This is a genomic window from Delftia sp. Cs1-4 (genome assembly GCF_000214395.1).
Lineage (GTDB): Bacteria > Pseudomonadota > Gammaproteobacteria > Burkholderiales > Burkholderiaceae_C > Comamonas > Comamonas acidovorans.
Genome location: NC_015563.1, coordinates 1162625 through 1178597 on the forward strand (window position 1 = coordinate 1162625; position 15973 = coordinate 1178597).

Annotated in this window: 14 protein-coding genes; 11 read left to right on the forward strand and 3 right to left on the reverse strand. The window is 65.4% G+C overall.

From position 1 onward, the window contains the following. Nucleotides 1–2: 2 nt before the first annotated feature. From DELCS14_RS05100 to DELCS14_RS05145, 10 genes are all read left to right on the forward strand, one after another. Nucleotides 3–821 (forward strand): carbohydrate ABC transporter permease, encoded by an 819-nt coding sequence (locus tag DELCS14_RS05100; protein WP_013800749.1) that lies wholly within the window; start codon nt 3–5, stop codon nt 819–821. A gap of 45 nt (nt 822–866) precedes the next feature. Next, nucleotides 867–1925, forward strand: a complete 1059-nt coding sequence (gene ugpC, locus DELCS14_RS05105) for a sn-glycerol-3-phosphate ABC transporter ATP-binding protein UgpC (protein WP_013800750.1) — start codon at nt 867–869, stop codon at nt 1923–1925. A 64-nt stretch (nt 1926–1989) separates the two neighbouring features. Continuing rightward, entirely contained in the window at nt 1990–3414 is a 1425-nt protein-coding gene (gene dalD / locus DELCS14_RS05110) for a D-arabinitol 4-dehydrogenase (RefSeq protein WP_013800751.1), read from the forward strand. A gap of 5 nt (nt 3415–3419) precedes the next feature. Beyond that, nucleotides 3420–4364: a carbohydrate kinase gene (locus tag DELCS14_RS05115; RefSeq protein ID WP_013800752.1), complete on the forward strand. Its 945-nt coding sequence runs from the start codon at nt 3420–3422 to the stop codon at nt 4362–4364. Between the two features lie 54 nt (nt 4365–4418). Further along, nucleotides 4419–5351, forward strand: coding sequence for an AraC family transcriptional regulator (locus DELCS14_RS05120; RefSeq protein WP_013800753.1), 933 nt, complete (start codon nt 4419–4421; stop codon nt 5349–5351). A gap of 276 nt (nt 5352–5627) precedes the next feature. After that, entirely contained in the window at nt 5628–6278 is a 651-nt protein-coding gene (locus DELCS14_RS05125; RefSeq protein ID WP_034397008.1) for a c-type cytochrome, read from the forward strand. A gap of 139 nt (nt 6279–6417) precedes the next feature. Then, the gene (locus tag DELCS14_RS05130; protein ID WP_013800755.1) at nt 6418–8601 is read left to right on the forward strand and encodes a cytochrome c biogenesis protein ResB; all 2184 of its coding nucleotides are present in this window, start codon (nt 6418–6420) and stop codon (nt 8599–8601) included. Further along, nucleotides 8598–9938 carry a c-type cytochrome biogenesis protein CcsB gene (ccsB, locus tag DELCS14_RS05135; protein ID WP_012207385.1) on the forward strand — a complete coding sequence of 447 codons (1341 nt, stop codon included), beginning with the start codon at nt 8598–8600 and terminating at the stop codon, nt 9936–9938. Before DELCS14_RS05130 ends, ccsB begins: the two co-directional genes overlap by 4 nt. A 182-nt stretch (nt 9939–10120) precedes the next feature. After that, on the forward strand, nt 10121–11101 hold the full coding sequence (gene msrP, locus DELCS14_RS05140; protein ID WP_013800756.1) for a protein-methionine-sulfoxide reductase catalytic subunit MsrP: 981 nt from the start codon (nt 10121–10123) through the stop codon (nt 11099–11101). A 13-nt stretch (nt 11102–11114) separates the two neighbouring features. After that, nucleotides 11115–11735: a protein-methionine-sulfoxide reductase heme-binding subunit MsrQ gene (locus tag DELCS14_RS05145; protein WP_013800757.1), complete on the forward strand. Its 621-nt coding sequence runs from the start codon at nt 11115–11117 to the stop codon at nt 11733–11735. On the opposite strand, the gene DELCS14_RS05150 is transcribed toward DELCS14_RS05145, so the two are convergent. Further along, nucleotides 11732–12559: an MBL fold metallo-hydrolase gene (locus DELCS14_RS05150; protein WP_012207382.1), complete on the reverse strand. Its 828-nt coding sequence runs from the start codon at nt 12557–12559 to the stop codon at nt 11732–11734. The genes DELCS14_RS05145 and DELCS14_RS05150 overlap by 4 nt on opposite strands. Before the next feature lie 91 nt (nt 12560–12650). Beyond that, nucleotides 12651–12932: a lipoprotein gene (locus DELCS14_RS29700; RefSeq protein WP_080518227.1), complete on the reverse strand. Its 282-nt coding sequence runs from the start codon at nt 12930–12932 to the stop codon at nt 12651–12653. A gap of 12 nt (nt 12933–12944) precedes the next feature. Between DELCS14_RS29700 and cyaY the strand changes: the two genes are divergently transcribed. Next, a complete protein-coding gene (gene cyaY / locus DELCS14_RS05160; RefSeq protein ID WP_012207381.1) occupies nt 12945–13283 on the forward strand; it encodes an iron donor protein CyaY in 339 nt (112 codons plus the stop codon). Between the two features lie 78 nt (nt 13284–13361). Here the strand turns inward: cyaY and DELCS14_RS05165 are convergent, their stop codons facing one another. Next, entirely contained in the window at nt 13362–15686 is a 2325-nt protein-coding gene (locus DELCS14_RS05165; RefSeq protein WP_013800758.1) for a penicillin-binding protein 1A, read from the reverse strand. Nucleotides 15687–15973 lie beyond the last annotated feature (287 nt).

The window sequence follows — 15973 nt, forward strand, 5'->3', positions numbered from 1 at the left end:
TGATGAAAACAAGTTCCTCCACCCTGGTGCGCGCCGCTGCGGCATGGGCCTTGGCACTGCTGCTGTTCTTTCCGCTGGCCTGGCTGTTCCTGACGGCCTTCAAGACGGAACTGCAGGCCATTGCCGTGCCGCCGCTGTTCGTGTTCGAGCCCACGCTGGCCAACTTCGGCGAAGTGCAGCAGCGCAGCGACTACCTGCTGTATGCGCGCAATTCGCTGATCACCAGCCTGGCCTCGACCCTGATCGGCCTGGCCATCGCCGTGCCTGCTGCCTACTCCATGGCGTTCTTTCGCAGCCGCCACACGCGCGACGTGCTCATGTGGATGCTCTCGACCAAGATGATGCCGGCCGTGGGGGCCCTGCTGCCCATCTATGTGCTGGCGCAAGGGGCGGGCTTGCTAGATTCGCTCACCGTGCTGGTCATCGTCTTCACGCTGTCCAACCTGCCCATCATGGTCTGGATGCTCTACAGCGCGCTCAAGGACATCCCCAACGAGATCCTGGAAGCGGCGCGCATGGATGGCGCAGGCCTGTGGGCCGAGTTCCGCCATGTGGTGCTGCCGCTGGCTGTGGGCGGCATTGCCTCCACCGGGCTGCTGTGCCTGGTGCTGAGCTGGAACGAGGCCTTCTGGTCGCTGAACCTGAGCAGCGCCCGGGCCGGAACGCTGGCCACGCTGATCGCCTCGTATGCCAGCCCCGAAGGGCTGTTCTGGGCCAAGCTCTCGGCCGCTTCGCTGATCGCCATCGCCCCCATCGTGGTGTTTGGCTGGTTCAGCCAGAAGCAACTGGTGCAGGGCATGACCTTTGGCGCCGTCAAGTAGCCGTCCGGCATCCATTTCGCGGCTTTGTGCTGCACAAGGAAAACCATGGCCTATCTGCAACTTCAGGACATACGCAAGCGCTTCGGAGAGGCGCAGATCATCCGCGGCGTGGACCTCGCCATCGAGCGCGGCGAGTTCATCGTCTTCGTCGGGCCTTCGGGCTGCGGCAAGTCCACGCTGCTGCGCCTGATCGCTGGGCTGGAGAGCATCACTTCGGGGCAGTTGCTGCTCGACGGGCGCGACATCACGCATGCGCCATCGGGCGAGCGCGACCTGGCAATGGTGTTCCAGAGCTATGCGCTGTATCCGCACATGAGCGTGTACGACAACATGTCCTTCGCTTTGCGCCTGGCCGGCGTGCCGAAAGAGGAGATACGCCGAAAGGTCGGGCAGGCGGCCGAGACGCTCAACCTCACGCCCTATCTGGAACGCAAGCCGCGCGACCTGTCGGGCGGCCAGCGCCAGCGCGTGGCCATAGGCCGGGCCATCGTGCGTGCGCCCAAGGTGTTCCTGTTCGACGAGCCGCTGTCCAACCTCGATGCGGCGCTGCGCGGCAACACGCGGGTGGAAATCCACAAGCTGCACAAGGCGCTGGGCGCCACCACCATCTATGTCACCCATGACCAGGTCGAGGCCATGACCCTGGCCGACCGCGTGGTGGTGTTGCGCGATGGCTGCATCGAACAGGTGGGCGCGCCCCTGGAGCTCTACGACCATCCGGCCAACCAGTTCGTTGCGCAGTTCATCGGCATGCCGTCGATGAACCTGATCGCCGCCGGGGCACTGCCCGTGTTCTCCGGGGCTACGCAGGGTCGCCTGCCCGCCGACGGTACGCTGGGCATACGCCCCGAGGCCTTGCGCGTGGCCAGAGCGCAGGTCGCACCCGATGCCGCTGCACAGAGACAGGTCATGGGCCGCGTGGACCTGATCGAGGCCTTGGGCGCCGACACGCTGATCCATGTCAGCGTGGGCGGGGCGCAGCTCATCGCGCGCCAGGCCGAGCGCACGCCACTGGCCGTGGGCGACGCGGTGTCCGTCGCGCTGGACACCGGCTGCGCACTGCACCTGTTCGACCGCCAGGGACGCACGCTGGCAGGCGCCTGAGCGCTTCGCTCCGAGAGGCTGCCCGGCGCAGTCATCCTTTCTTCCTCATCTCCCTTTGGTCACCATGAACGCGATTGTTCCGCATCTTTCCAGACCCACGGTGCTGCACCTGGGTCTGGGTTCCTTTCACCGTGCGCACCAGGCCGCCTATCAACAGCGGCTGATCGATGCAGGGGACACGCAATGGGAGCTGGTGGGGGCCAACCTGCGCTCCGACATGGCGCAGACGCTGGAGGCGCTGGCGCGGCAGGGAGGGGCTTACACACTGGAGACGATTGCGCCTGGCGGATCGGTGCGCTACCAACGCATCGAGGCCCTGCGCGAAGTGATCCCCCATGCGCCCGGGCTGGCCGCCGTGATCGCGCGCGGAGCCAGCCCTTGCACACGTGTCATCTCCCTCACCGTGACCGAGGCTGGCTACTACCTCGATGGCAGCGGCGTGCTGGACACCGGCAGCCCGGAGCTTGCGGCCGACATCGGCCGCATGCGACAGGGGCAGGTCGGAGAGACGATCTATGGCGTGCTGTGCGCCATCCTGCAGTTGCGCCGTTGTGCTCATGCCGGCCCGGTCACACTGCTGAGCTGCGACAACCTGCGCCACAACGGCGATCGCCTGCTGGCCGGCCTGCTGGCCTTCATGCAACGGGCGCAACTGCAGGAACTGGCCGAGTGGGCAGGGCACAACATCAGCTGCCCGAATGCCATGGTCGACCGCATCACCCCGCGCCCGCCGCCGGAGCTGCGCGAGCGCGTTCAGGCCGCGACGGGCTGGGACGATGCGGCCGCCGTGACGGCCGAAAGCTTTTCACAGTGGGTGATAGAGGACCGCTTCGTCGCAGGCCGCCCATCCTGGGAGCGTGTGGGCGTGGAGATGGTGTCTTCCGTGGCCCCCTACGAGGAGGCCAAGATCCGCATCCTCAACGCCAGCCACAGCTGCATTGCCTGGGCCAGCACGCTGGCGGGCCTGCGCTTCATCCACGAAGGCAGTGCCGTGCCGGCGATACGTCAGATGGCATGGGACTATGTGACGCAGGACGTGATTCCCTGCCTTGCAACACCCGGCAAGGCATCGGCCCTGGACCTGCCAGCCTACCGCGACACCGTGCTGGAACGCTTCGGCAACCCTGCGATACGCGACACCAACCAGCGCGTGGCGGCCGACGGCTTTGCCAAGATCCCGGGCTTCATCGCGCCCACGGTGCGCGAGCGCATCGCGCAGGGCGCGTCCATGGATGCCGTGGCCATGCTGCCGGCGCTGTTCCTGGTTTTTCTGCAGCGCTGGCACCATGACACACTGCCCTATGCCTACCAGGATCAGGCCATGGACCCCGCAGTGGCACGCGCCATCTGCGCCGCCGCCGACCCCGTGGCCGCGCTGTGTGCCGAAGTGCCCTTGTGGGGTGAGGCCGCGGGCCATCCGCATCTGGTGGAGGCGGTCCGCCGTGCCACAGACCGTGTCCATGCTTTTGTCCAACAGGCAGCGAGGTAGAACGCATGCGCATAGCCATCGCGGGCGAAGCCCTGATCGATTTCACCGCCACGGGCGGCCTGGCCTTCCAGGGCCATGAAGGAGGCGCGCCCGCCAACTGTGCCGTGGCCGCTGCGCGGCTCGGGCAGGCCACGGGCTTTGTCTCGCAACTGTCGCGCGATCTCTTCGGCGAGCGCCTTTTCGCGCACCTGCAGGGCAACGGCGTGGACATGCGCCTTGTGCAGCGCTGCGATGCGCCCAGCACGCTGGCCTTTGTCGAGCATGCGCAAGGCACCAACCGCTATGCCTTCTATACGCAGGCAACGGCGGACACGCTGTGGGCACCTGCCGAGCTGCCCGAGTTGCCGTCCGAATGCCGCTATCTGCAGTTCGGCTCCATCGCATTGCTGCACACCCCTGTCGGGCCGCGCATCCTGGACCTGGTGGCGGCTGAGCGCGGGCGCCGCATCATCGTGTTCGACCCGAACGTGCGGCCCACGCTGATCCGCGATGCCCAGGCCTTCCGGCGCGACTGCCTGGGCTGGCTGGCCCAGGCAGACCTGGTCAAGCTCAGCGATGAGGACCTGGCCTTTATCGCGCCCGGCGTTCCGGCGCTGGAGGCCGCCGCGCGCTGGCTGGCGCTGGGTCCCCGGGCCGTGGTGCTCACGCGCGGAGCGGCCGGCGCGACCTTGTTGCGGGCAGGACAGGCGCCTTTGTCGGTGCAGCCGCCGGCCGTGCAACTGGTGGATACCATCGGCGCGGGCGACACCTTTGGCGCGGCGCTGTCGGTTGCGCTGCTGGAGCAGGGTGTCGAGCAGCCGGGCCAGTTGCAGGAACTGCCCGAAAGCGCGTGGCGCCAGGTGCTGCGCTTTTCCGCAACGGCCGCAGCGCTCAACTGCACGCGCGCCGGTGCCCAGCCGCCCCGGCGCGCGGAACTCGATGCCGCGCTGGCAGCCCATTGCGGTGGATAGCCGCCGCTGGTGATACTGTTTGCCCATGGCCTCTCCAGAAACCTTCACGCCGCCATGACCAGCCCACGCCGCCGCACACCCCGCCAGCGTCACCCTGAACTGGAGCGCGATTTCGTGCGGACGCCCGCGCTGGGCTATGAGGATATGGAGGGCAGCGGCCTGGTGCGCTGCCTGGCACATGGTTTCCCAAGCCCCCTGGTGCGCTGGCATTTCCATGAGGAGTACGAGCTGCACCTCATCACCCACACCTCGGGCCGCGCCTTCGTGGGAGACTGGATAGGACCCTTCGAGCCCGGCCACCTCGTGCTGTGCGGCCCGCGCCTGCCGCACAACTGGATCTCGTTCGATGCGCCCGATGGAGGCTCGCCTGCACGCGATTACGTGATCCTTTTCAACCACGACCCCATCGCCCGTGCGGCCGAGCAGATCCCGGAGATGCGCGAGGTGCTTCAACTGCTGGACCGTGCGCGCCATGGCATCGAGTTCTTCGGCTTGGCGCAGACGGCGCGCGCGCACTGGGATGCGGTCAGGAGTGCGCGCGGAATGCGCCGCTTCACGGCCTTTTGCGCGCTGCTTTCCGATCTGGCCGAGTGCACCGATTACCGGCTGCTGTCAGCCGTGCAGATGCAGGGCGCCCAGGGCGAGGCTCAGGTGGACCAGATCAACGAGGTGGTCAACCGCATCATGTCGCGCGTGAGCGAGCCGCTGAGCCTGGCCGACGTGGCGGCCGAGCTGGGCATGAGCGAGAGCCGCTTCAGCCGCTTTTTCCGCCGGGCCACGGGCAACAGCTTCACCGACTTCGTCAGCCGGGTACGCATCAACAGCGCATGCCACCTGCTCATGCAGACCGATAGCTTCATCGCCGACATCTGCTACCAGGTGGGCTTCAACAACGTGGCCAACTTCAACCGGCGTTTCCTGGAGATCAAGGGCATGACGCCCTCGGAGTTCCGCCGCCAGGCGGACAGCCGCTTCGGCGCGGGTTGAAGCGACGGGGAAGCGGAATCTGGCGCGCACGGGTGTGGTATTGCGCGCCACATGGGTAGAGCCCTTATTGCCGCGCTGGCACAGATCGATATGCTGGGCTGCGAAAAACATATGTTCAGCACCGAATCCGTGGCCAGTTTGTGACCACGATCAAGGAATATGTTTTCCTCTGTGCGCAGGGGCGAAACCAGGGTTCCTGACGATATCAATCACAGGGGACCCCATTGTAGAATCCGCCGAATTTTGCGCTTTCAACAACAGAACCACGCCCTCGATATGAAGTTGCTTGCCTCTTTGCTGACGGCTGCCATTCTTGCTGCAGCCCCCGCCTTTCCCGCTTTCTCCGCTGGCGAGGCACCTGCTGCCTCGGCACAGCCGAAGGCGGCCAAGGCCGACCTGGCGAAGGGCGAGGCCAGCTACACCGCCGTCTGCGCGGCATGCCATGCGGCCGACGGCAATTCCACCATCCCGCTGCAGCCCAAGCTGGCCGGCCAGCATCCCGAGTACCTGGTCAAGCAGTTGCTGGAGTTCAAGGGCGACAAGCGCAAGGACCCCGTGATGAAGGGCTTTGCCAGCATGCTCAGCGAGCCTGACATGAAGAACATCGCCGCCTGGCTGCACACGCAAAAGCCCAAGGACGGCTTTGCCAAGGACAAGGACCTGGTGGCCATGGGCGAGCGCATCTACCGCGGCGGCATCCAGGAGCGCAACATTGCAGCCTGCGCGGGCTGCCACAGCCCCAACGGCGCCGGCATTCCAGCCCAGTACCCGCGCCTGGCGGGCCAGCATGCCGACTACACCACGACCCAGCTCACGGCCTTCCGTGACGGCAAGCGCGGCAATAGCATTCAGATGACGCAGGTTGCTGCCAAGCTTAACGATCGCGAAATCAAGGCCGTGGCAGACTACATCGCTGGCCTGCGTTGATGCGATCCCGGGGCCGACGCGGTTCCCAGGGTAATCACCGGGAACCTATTGCTTTATAGACACCCCAAGCCAGGCGGGTCCATCGCATGAATGCAGATGGTCCCGCTTTTTTCATTCGGGTTTTGGCTTTTCGTTCTTCATGTCAGACAACTCTTCCGGTGCCGCTCTTGCTCCCTCCCGCCCGCAGGCCGCGCGCGCGACCCTGGAGCTGCTGGCATCGATGCGCTTCGCGATCTCGCTGCTGACGGTCATCTGCATTGCCTCGGTGATCGGCACCGTGCTCAAGCAGCATGAGCCGGTGGGCAACTACGTCAACCAGTTCGGGCCTTTCTGGGCCCAGCTGTTCCTCGCGCTCAAGCTCAATGCGGTCTACAGCGCCTGGTGGTTCCTGCTGATCCTGGCCTTTCTGGTGATCAGCACCTCGCTGTGCGTGGCACGCCATGCGCCCAAGTACCTGGCCGATCTGCGCAGCTACAAGGAAAACGTTCGCGAACAAAGCCTCAAGGCCTTCGGCCACCGTGCGCAGAACGTGGTGCCCGGAAGCACAGAAGAGGCCGCCAGGCGCCTGGGCCAGCAGCTGGTGTCGGGCGGCTGGAAGGTGCGGCTGCAGCAGCGCGACACGGCGGCCGGTCCCGGCACGGGCTGGATGCTGGCGGCCAAGGCGGGCGCGGCCCACAAGCTGGGCTATATCGCGGCCCACAGCGCCATCGTGCTGATCTGCCTGGGGGGGCTGTTCGATGGCGACCTCATCGTGCGCGCGCAGATGTGGCTGGGAGGCAAAACACCTTATACCGGCGGTGGCCTGATCTCCGAGGTGTCCGAGCAGCACCGGCTGAGCGAGCGCAACCCCACCTTCCGTGGCAACCTTCTGGTGACCGAAGGCGGCACGGCAGGCACGGCCATCCTGTCGCAGTCCGACGGCGTGCTGCTGCAGGAGCTGCCCTTTGCGGTGGAGCTCAAGAAATTCATCGTGGAGTACTACTCCACGGGCATGCCCAAGCTGTTTGCCAGCGAGGTCGTCATCCACGACAAGGCCACGGGCGAGAAGCTGGAAAAGCGCATCGAGGTCAACCACCCGGCCAGCTACCGTGGCATCGAGATCTACCAGTCCAGCTTTGACGACGGCGGCTCGTCGGTGAAGCTGCGCGCCGTGCCGCTGGAGGCGGGAGCCAAGCCCTTTGATGTCGAGGGCGTGATCGGCGGATCGGACCAGTTCGTGCGCAAGCTCCCGGACGGCAAGGACGAGACAGTGACGCTGGAGTTTGCCGAACTGCGCACCATCAACGTGGAGAACTTCGGCGGTGGCGGCGGGGCCAATGGCAGCGGCACCGATGTGCGCAAGGTGGACCTGAAGCAGGCCATCGACGAGCGCCTGGGCGCGGCCCACAAGACCGTGACCAAGAAGGAGCTGCGCAACATCGGCCCCAGCATCCGCTACAAGCTGCGCGATGCCTCGGGCCAGGCGCGCGAATTCCAGAACTACATGCTGCCCGTGGACACGGGCGACGGCCAGCGCGTGTTCCTGCTGGGCGTGCGCGACAACCAGGCCGATGCCATGCGCTACCTGCGCATTCCCGCCGATCCCGAAAGCGAGATGGACACCTTCCTGCGCCTGCGCAGCGCGCTGCAGGACCCCAGGCTGCGCGAGCAGGCTGCCAAGGCCTATGTGGCCAAGGCCATCGACGCCTCGCGTTCCGAACTCAGTGGCGCGTTGGCGCAGTCGGCCACCAAGGCGCTGGAATTGTTCGCGGGCCAGACCGACAAGAAGGGGCCGGACGGCAAGCCGCTGGGCGGGTTGCAGGCCATCTCGGACTTCATGGAAAGCAATGTGCCTGCGGCCGAGCGCGAACGTGCGGGCGAGGTGCTGGTGCGCATTCTCAACGGCGTGCTGTTCGAGCTGGCCCAGATCGTGCGCACGCAGGCGGGCCAGGCGCCCCTGGAGCCCAGCGAGCAGACGCAGTCCTTCATGACCCAGGCCGTGTTCTCGCTCAGCGATGCGCAGTTCTACCCCATGCCCATGGTCTTCATGCTGCAGGACTTCAAGCAGGTGCAGGCCAGCGTCTTCCAGGTGGCGCGCGCCCCGGGCAAGAACGTGGTGTATCTGGGCTGCCTGTTCCTCATCATCGGCGTGTTCTGCATGCTGTACGTGCGCGACCGCCGCCTCTGGATCTGGCTCACGCCCCGCGATGGGGAAAGCCATGCCGAAATGGCCTTGTCCACGAATCGCAAGACACTCGATGGTGATAGAGAATTCGCCATGCTGGCCGGCAAGCTGATAGGCGCCGAGCCCATCCACAAGAAATCCCCCGGAGGTTCCGCATGAACACCGCCACTACCACGACGACTTTGACGCTCAACGAGGGCTTCTTCGCCCGCCGCAACTGGTTCGACTGGGTGTTCGCGGCCCTGGTGGCGGCGGGACTGCTGTATGCGCTGCAGCGCTATGGCGAGTACATGGATGTCTACGAAAAGTGCATCCTGGTCGGCACCATTCCTTCGGCCATCTGGCTGGGCTGGTTCTGGCGCCCGCTGCGCGGGCTGATGCTGGTGGTGGCCGGGCTGTCGCTGCTGGCCATCGGGCTCTACCAGGGGCCTGAAGGGGCGCAACTGGCGCGCTCGGACACGGTGTTCGGCCTCAAGTACTTCCTGTCCAGCCAGTCGGCCATCCTCTGGATGAGCATGGTGTTCTTTATGAGCACCGTCTTCTACTGGATCGGCATGTTTGCGCGGGGCGAGGGCACGGCGCTGTCGCTGCTGGGCTCGCGCCTGGCCTGGCTGGCCGTGACGCTGGCGCTGGTGGGCACCATGGTGCGCTGGTACGAGAGCTATCTGATCGGCCCCGATGTGGGCCACATCCCGGTCAGCAATCTCTATGAAGTGTTCGTCATGTTCTGCTGGATGACGGCGCTTTTCTATCTCTATTACGAACAGCACTACGACACGCGCGCCCTGGGCGGCTTCGTGATGCTGGTGGTCAGCGCGGCCGTGGGCTTTTTGCTGTGGTACACGCTGGTGCGCGAGGCGCACGAGATCCAGCCGCTGGTGCCGGCGCTCAAGAGCTGGTGGATGAAGCTGCACGTGCCGGCCAACTTCATCGGCTACGGCACCTTTGCGCTGGCAGCCATGGTCTCCTTTGCCTACCTGATCAAGCAGCAGGCGACAGAGACCCGTTGGTACAAGCTCGCGCCGCTGTGGATGCTGGGTGTGGTGCTGTGCTTCGAGCCCATCGTCTTCCGCCAGGGCGCGACCCAGAACGGCGGCAGCTACTGGATGGTCTACTTCGGCATCTCGGCGCTGATCGTGGCCGGCATCCTGCTGGCGCGCAAGCGCATCGCCGAGCGCCTGCCCAGCTTCGAGCTGCTGGACGATGTGATGTACAAATCCATCGCCGTGGGCTTTGCCTTCTTCACCATCGCCACCGTGCTGGGCGCGCTGTGGGCGGCCGAGGCCTGGGGCGGCTACTGGAGCTGGGACCCCAAGGAAACCTGGGCGCTGATCGTCTGGCTCAACTACGCGGCCTGGCTGCACATGCGCCTGGTCAAGGGCCTGCGCGGCACGGTGTCCGCCTGGTGGGCGCTGGGTGGACTGGCCATCACCACCTTCGCCTTCCTGGGGGTGAACATGTTCCTGTCGGGGCTGCACAGCTACGGCGAGCTTTGAGCCACGGCAGTGGCAGAGTGACAGTGGCAAGATAAGGGCAGCGGCATGCGTTCAGGCGCATGCCGCTTTTTCGTGCACCATCGCATCGGTGCCGCAGGGAACTTGCGCGCGCCTGCGATGCTCCCAATCGCCATATCGCCAGCAATAGCGCCCCGTGCCCGCCGGCACACCAGGAGATTCCCATGCTGATCCGCTCCCACGACAACGGCTTCCAACACCCGCAAGGCAGCGAGATCACGCCCCGGGCAGGCTACCTCAAGCGCCGTGCCTGGCTGCAGTACCTGGCCGCAGGTTCGGCCGGCGCGGCGTTGCCCGGCTGGGCGGCGGGCGTGCAGCGCCCCGGCAAGCTGGCAGCACTGGCCTCCGTGCCTTCCCAGGTAGTGGGCGCAAACACCATGGACCGTGTCACGGCCTATGCCGATGTATCCCAGTACAACAACTTCTACGAATTCGGGCTGGACAAGGACGATCCCGCCAAGAACGCCCACACGCTCAAGACCCGTCCCTGGACGGTGAAGATCGAGGGCCTGGTCCAGCAGCCGCAGACGCTGGACCTGGATGCGCTGCTCAAGCTCGCGCCACAGGAAGAGCGCATCTACCGGCTGCGCTGCGTGGAGGGCTGGTCCATGGTGATTCCCTGGGTGGGCTATTCCCTGGCCGAGCTGCTGCGCAAGGTGCAGCCGCTGGGCAGTGCCAAGTATGTGGAATTCGTGACCCTGGCCGACAAGGCGCAGATGCCGGGCCTGCGCAGCGGCGTGCTGGACTGGCCTTACACCGAGGGGCTGCGCCTTGATGAAGCCATGCACCCGCTGACGCTGCTGGCCTTCGGCATGTATGGCGAGGTGCTGCCCAACCAGAATGGCGCGCCCGTGCGGCTGGTCGTGCCGTGGAAGTACGGCTTCAAGAGCGCCAAGAGCATCGTCGCCATCCGCCTGACCGACAAGGAGCCGGGCACGGCCTGGAACAAGGCGGCGCGCAACGAGTACGGCTTTTATTCCAATGTGAACCCCGACGTGCCGCACCCGCGCTGGAGCCAGGCCACGGAGCGGCGCATTGGCGAAGACGGCCTGTTCGCCAAGAAGCGCAAGACGCAGCTGTTCAACGGCTACGAAGCCCAGGTGGGCCAGCTCTACGCCGGCATGGACCTCAAGAAGTTCTATTGATGTGGCCCATGCAATGACAGCGGTGCAGCGTCTTTTGCTGCACCGGACGGCCAAGCCGCTGGTGTTTCTTGCGTGCCTGCTGCCGTTTGCGTGGCTGCTGGCTGGAGCCATCCTGAACACGCTTGGCGCCAATCCGGCCGAGGCCTTGCTGCGCTCCACCGGCGACTGGACCTTGCGCTTTCTGTGCGTGGTGCTGGCCGTGACACCGCTGCGCCAGGCGCTGGGACTGACGGCACTGGCGCGCTTCAGGCGCATGCTGGGTCTGTATGTGTTCTTCTACGCGCTGCTGCACCTGCTGTGCTATGCATGGTTCGACATGGGGATGGACTGGGGCGAGATCGTGCTCGACATCCCGAAGCGCCCATTCATCCTGGTGGGCTTTGCGGCGCTGCTCTTGCTGACCGCTCTGGCGGTGACTTCACCGCACCGTGTCATGCGCGCCATGGGCGGCAGGCGCTGGCAGTGGCTGCACCGCTGTATCTATGCGGTCGCGCCGCTGGCCCTGTTGCATTTCTTCTGGATGCGCGCAGGCAAGAACAACTTTGCGGAGGTCGGCGTGTACGCCGCCATTCTTGCGCTGCTGCTGGCCTGGCGCGTGGTCCATGCACTGCGCCGCCGGCGCGCCAGGAGCTAGCCGGCCACGGCGCGCAGGGCAGGGCGCAGCTGGCGGGTCACGGGGTCGATGTCCGCCATGGGCAGCTGGTAGTTGCGCTGGTCGAACAGGTCGATGCCGCACTGCAGTCCTTCGAGCCAGTTGAACAGGTCGGCAATCGCCTTGGCACCCATGATGGGCGCGCCGTGCTGGGGCACGATCATGTCGATGGGCAACTGGCGCGCCATCTGCACCCACAGCCGCAGGATCTTGTTGGAGACCATGTATCGGCGGTGAAAACCTTCCATGCGCGCGATGTGCGGCACGAGGTCGGTCACGGGCACCTGCGCCTCGATGCCGTTCATCAGGGACACGCCGAGGTCGCCCGTGAAGAGGATGCGGCTGACCGGGTCGTAGAAGTGGAAGTTGCCTTCGGCATGCAGGAAGTGGGCGGGCAGCAGGTGCAGCTCATGGCGGCCCAGCGGCAGCCGGCCACCGGCGTCCGGCACGCCGATCACGCGGTTTTCGGTCTTGCCGACCTTGGTGAAGTGGGGCGCGAAGCGCTCCCAGATGCGCGAGATCACCAGCTGTGCCTTGGTGCTGGTCATCCAGCGGTCCAGCGAGGCAATGATGTCTGGATCGGCGTGGGAAGCGATCAGATAGGACAGCTTGTGCGGCGCGAAATGCCGCGACATGCCCATGAACAGCTCGTTGAATGCGAGATTGCCGCCCGGGTCGATGATGGCGCCCGTGTCGTCATCGACGATGAGGAACTGATTGGCCTGTATGGCCTGTCCATCTTCCTCGATGAGGTCGGTGAACATCAGGCAGGCGTGGTTTTTGTCTCGGTAGAGCTCTACGGGCATGGCGGGTTGTCGAGGGACAAGAGAAAGTCACTCTAAGCGCCATGCCTGGCCGCGGTGTTGATGTGCATCAAGCCGCGGCGCGGCTGCCGATTCAGTCGGCCTGCTGCTTGCGGGAGTCCGTGGTGCCGGTGGGGGTTGAGCTTTCCTCGACGGCGGCACTTGACGGGCCAGCGGGTAAGGTGGTGGGTGCAGGCGCGGGCGTTGCACGCTCGGCCGGGCTGGAAATGCCCAGGGTCTGCGGCAGTGTGGCGCGGTGGCTGGCCGCAGGCGAGCTGGGCAGAAACAGCGGGCCTTTCTGGCCGCAGGCGGCCAGGGACGCCGCACAGGCGCCAAGGGCAATGCACCTGACTAGAATTTGCGAGGCTTTCAACATAAGCGAATTGTAATGACCGACCAAGAATTTCTGGACCTTGCCGAACGACTGCTGCTGGCGGTGGAGCAAGACTGCGATCGCATCAACGATGAAACCGATGCCGACCTCGATGCCCAGCGCGTGGGTGGCATGGTGACCCTGGTCTTTGCCAACCGCAGCCAGATCGTGATCAACCAGCAAAAACCGCTGCACGAGATCTGGCTGGCGGCCAAGGCCGGTGGCTTTCACTACCGCTACGACGCGGCGCAGGGCGCCTGGCTCGACACCAAGGGCGCGGGCGAGTTCTTCGCCAACCTGAGCCGCTACGCCACCGAGCAGTCGGGCCTGGCGCTGCAGTTCTCGGCACGCTGATCCGCCGTTATCGGCAGGCTCCATGAAGAAAGCCCGGCATGGCCGGGCTTTCTTGCGTGGTCAATCGCTTGTTGGCGGTCAGTTGCGGAAGAGGTCGAGGATGCGGTTGCGCTCCTCGGTGGCGGGCGGGGGCGTGGCGCCTGCAGCGCCGCCCGTGGAGGCGCTGTCCATGCCCAGGCTGCTGACGCCGCCGTTGCGCGCGTTTTCCTCGTAGTACCACTCGCCGCCCATGTTCACGACGCCAGGGGGCACAGGCATCTCTGCCACCGGCACGCCCTTGAGGGCATGCTGCATGAAGCCGATCCAGATGGGCAGGCTCAGGCCGCCGCCCGTCTCGCGGCTGCCCAGGTTGCGCGGCGTGTCGTAGCCGATCCAGGACACGGCGGCCAGCGTGGGCTGAAAGCCTGCGAACCAGGCATCCACCGAGTCGTTGGTCGTGCCCGTCTTGCCATACAGGTCGGGACGCTTGAGCGTGGACTGCGCGCGTGCTGCCGTGCCCACGCGCGCCACGTCCTGCAGCAGGCTGTCCATGATGAAGGCGTTGCGCGCGTCGATGGCCTGGGGCAGTTCCTGCACCGGGGGCGGCGTGAATTCGGACAGGATGCGGCCCTTGTGATCGGTGACACGGGCAATCAGCCAGGGGTTGACGCGGTGGCCGCCATTGGCGAACACGGAGTAGCCGGCTGCCAACTGCAGCGGCGTGACCGCTCCGGCACCCAGCGCCATGGTCAGGTAGGCCGGATGCTTGGCGGCGTCAAAGCCGAAGCGCGTGACCCACTCCTGGCCCTGCTTGGGTCCCACGGCCTGCAGCAGGCGGATGGAGATCATGTTCTTGGACTTGTTCAAGCCCGTGCGCATGGTCATCGGCCCGTCGTAACGGCTGTCGTAGTTCTTGGGCTCCCATGGCTGGCCACCCGTCACCCCGGCGCTGAAGAACAGCGGCGCGTCATTGATCATGGTGGAAGGCGAGAAGCCTTTTTCCAGTGCCGCAGAGTAGATGAAGGGCTTGAAGGCCGAGCCGGGCTGGCGCCAGGCCTGGGTCACGTGGTTGAACTTGTTCTTCTGGAAGTCGAAGCCGCCGATCAGGGCGCGCAAGGCGCCTGTCTGGGGGACCAGGGCCACGAAGGCGCCTTCCACTTCGGGCAGCTGCGTGATTTCCCAGGTGTTCTTGGGCGTCTTGACCACGCGGATCACGGCGCCGGGACGGATCTTGATGTTGGGCGGTGCCTTGGGGTTCAGGCCCGATTCGGCGGGCTTGAGGCCTTCACCCGTGATCTCGATCTGTTCGCCGTCGGCGCGTGCCGCCAGGATCTTGCGCGGATTGGCATCCAGCACCACGGCGGCGAGCACATCACCGTTGTCGGGGTGGTTGGCCAGGGTGTCGTCGATGGCGTCTTCACGGTCCTCGGCGTCGGCCGGTAGGGCCACGAACTTTTCGGGGCCGCGGTACTTCTGGCGGCGCTCGTAGTCCATGATGCCGCGGCGCAGCGAGGCGTAGGCGGCTTCCTGTTCGCCGGCATTGATGGTGGTGTAGACGTTCAGACCGCGCGTATAGGCTTCGTTGCCGTATTGGGCAAAGATCAGCTGGCGTGCCATCTCGGCCACGTATTCGGCATGCACGCGGGTGTTGAAGGAGCCCGTGCGGATCTTCAGCGGCTCGGCCTTGGCTTCAGTGGCCTGGGCGGAGGTGATGAAGCCGTTTTCCTCCATGCGCTCGATGATATAGAGCTGGCGCGAGCGGGCGCGCTTGGGGTTGCTGATCGGGTTGTAGGCCGATGGTGCCTTGGGTAGGCCTGCCAGCATGGCCGCCTCGGCCACCGTGATGTCCTTCAGTGGCTTGCCGAAATAGGCTTCACAGGCAGCAGCAAAGCCATAGGCCCGATTTCCCAGATAAATCTGGTTCATGTAGATCTCGAGAATCTGGTTTTTGCTCAACAGATGCTCTAGCTTAAAAGTCAGTAAGACTTCGTAAATTTTGCGTGTAAAGGTTTTCTCGGAAGACAGATAGACGTTGCGCGCCACCTGCATGGTGATAGTCGAAGCGCCCTGGCTTTTCACGCGGCCCAGATTGGCCAGCGCGGCGCGGGCCATTCCCTTGTAGTCCACGCCGCCATGCTCGAAAAAGCGCGTGTCTTCAATGGCCAGCACGGCGTCGGTCATCACCTTGGGGATGTCCTGGATAGGGGTCAGCGTGCGCCGCTCCTCGCCGAATTCACCCAGCAGGGCGCCTTCGCTGGAGTACACGCGCAGCGGCAGTTTGGGCCGGTAGTCGGCCAGCTCGGACACGTCGGGCAGGTTGGGATAGGCCATGGCCAGGGCCACGGCCACGGTCAGCATCAAGGCCAGCGCGCCGGCGACGGCGATGCCCGCCAGCCATAGCAAGGCCTTGGGAAACCAGTGCATAGGCTTGGATGGGGCGGAGCGAGGCTTTGCAGCCTGGGGTTCTCGGGAGTCTGAAGACGGCATGTCGCAGGGAGTGCTGAGGAGTGCCGCATTATAAAAATGCGTGCCCCAGAAGGACGGTAGGAGACGGCTGCACACGGTTGCCAGCATGGCCGCAAGCCACGCATCCTAAGCCAGGCGTGCAGGCCGACATGCAAGCAGGGGTGCATTCATGTCGCATTTGATGGCCCGCAATAATGTCTGTTTTTGGCCACTACCGCCAAGCGCGCTCCGGCTGGCATGGTGAG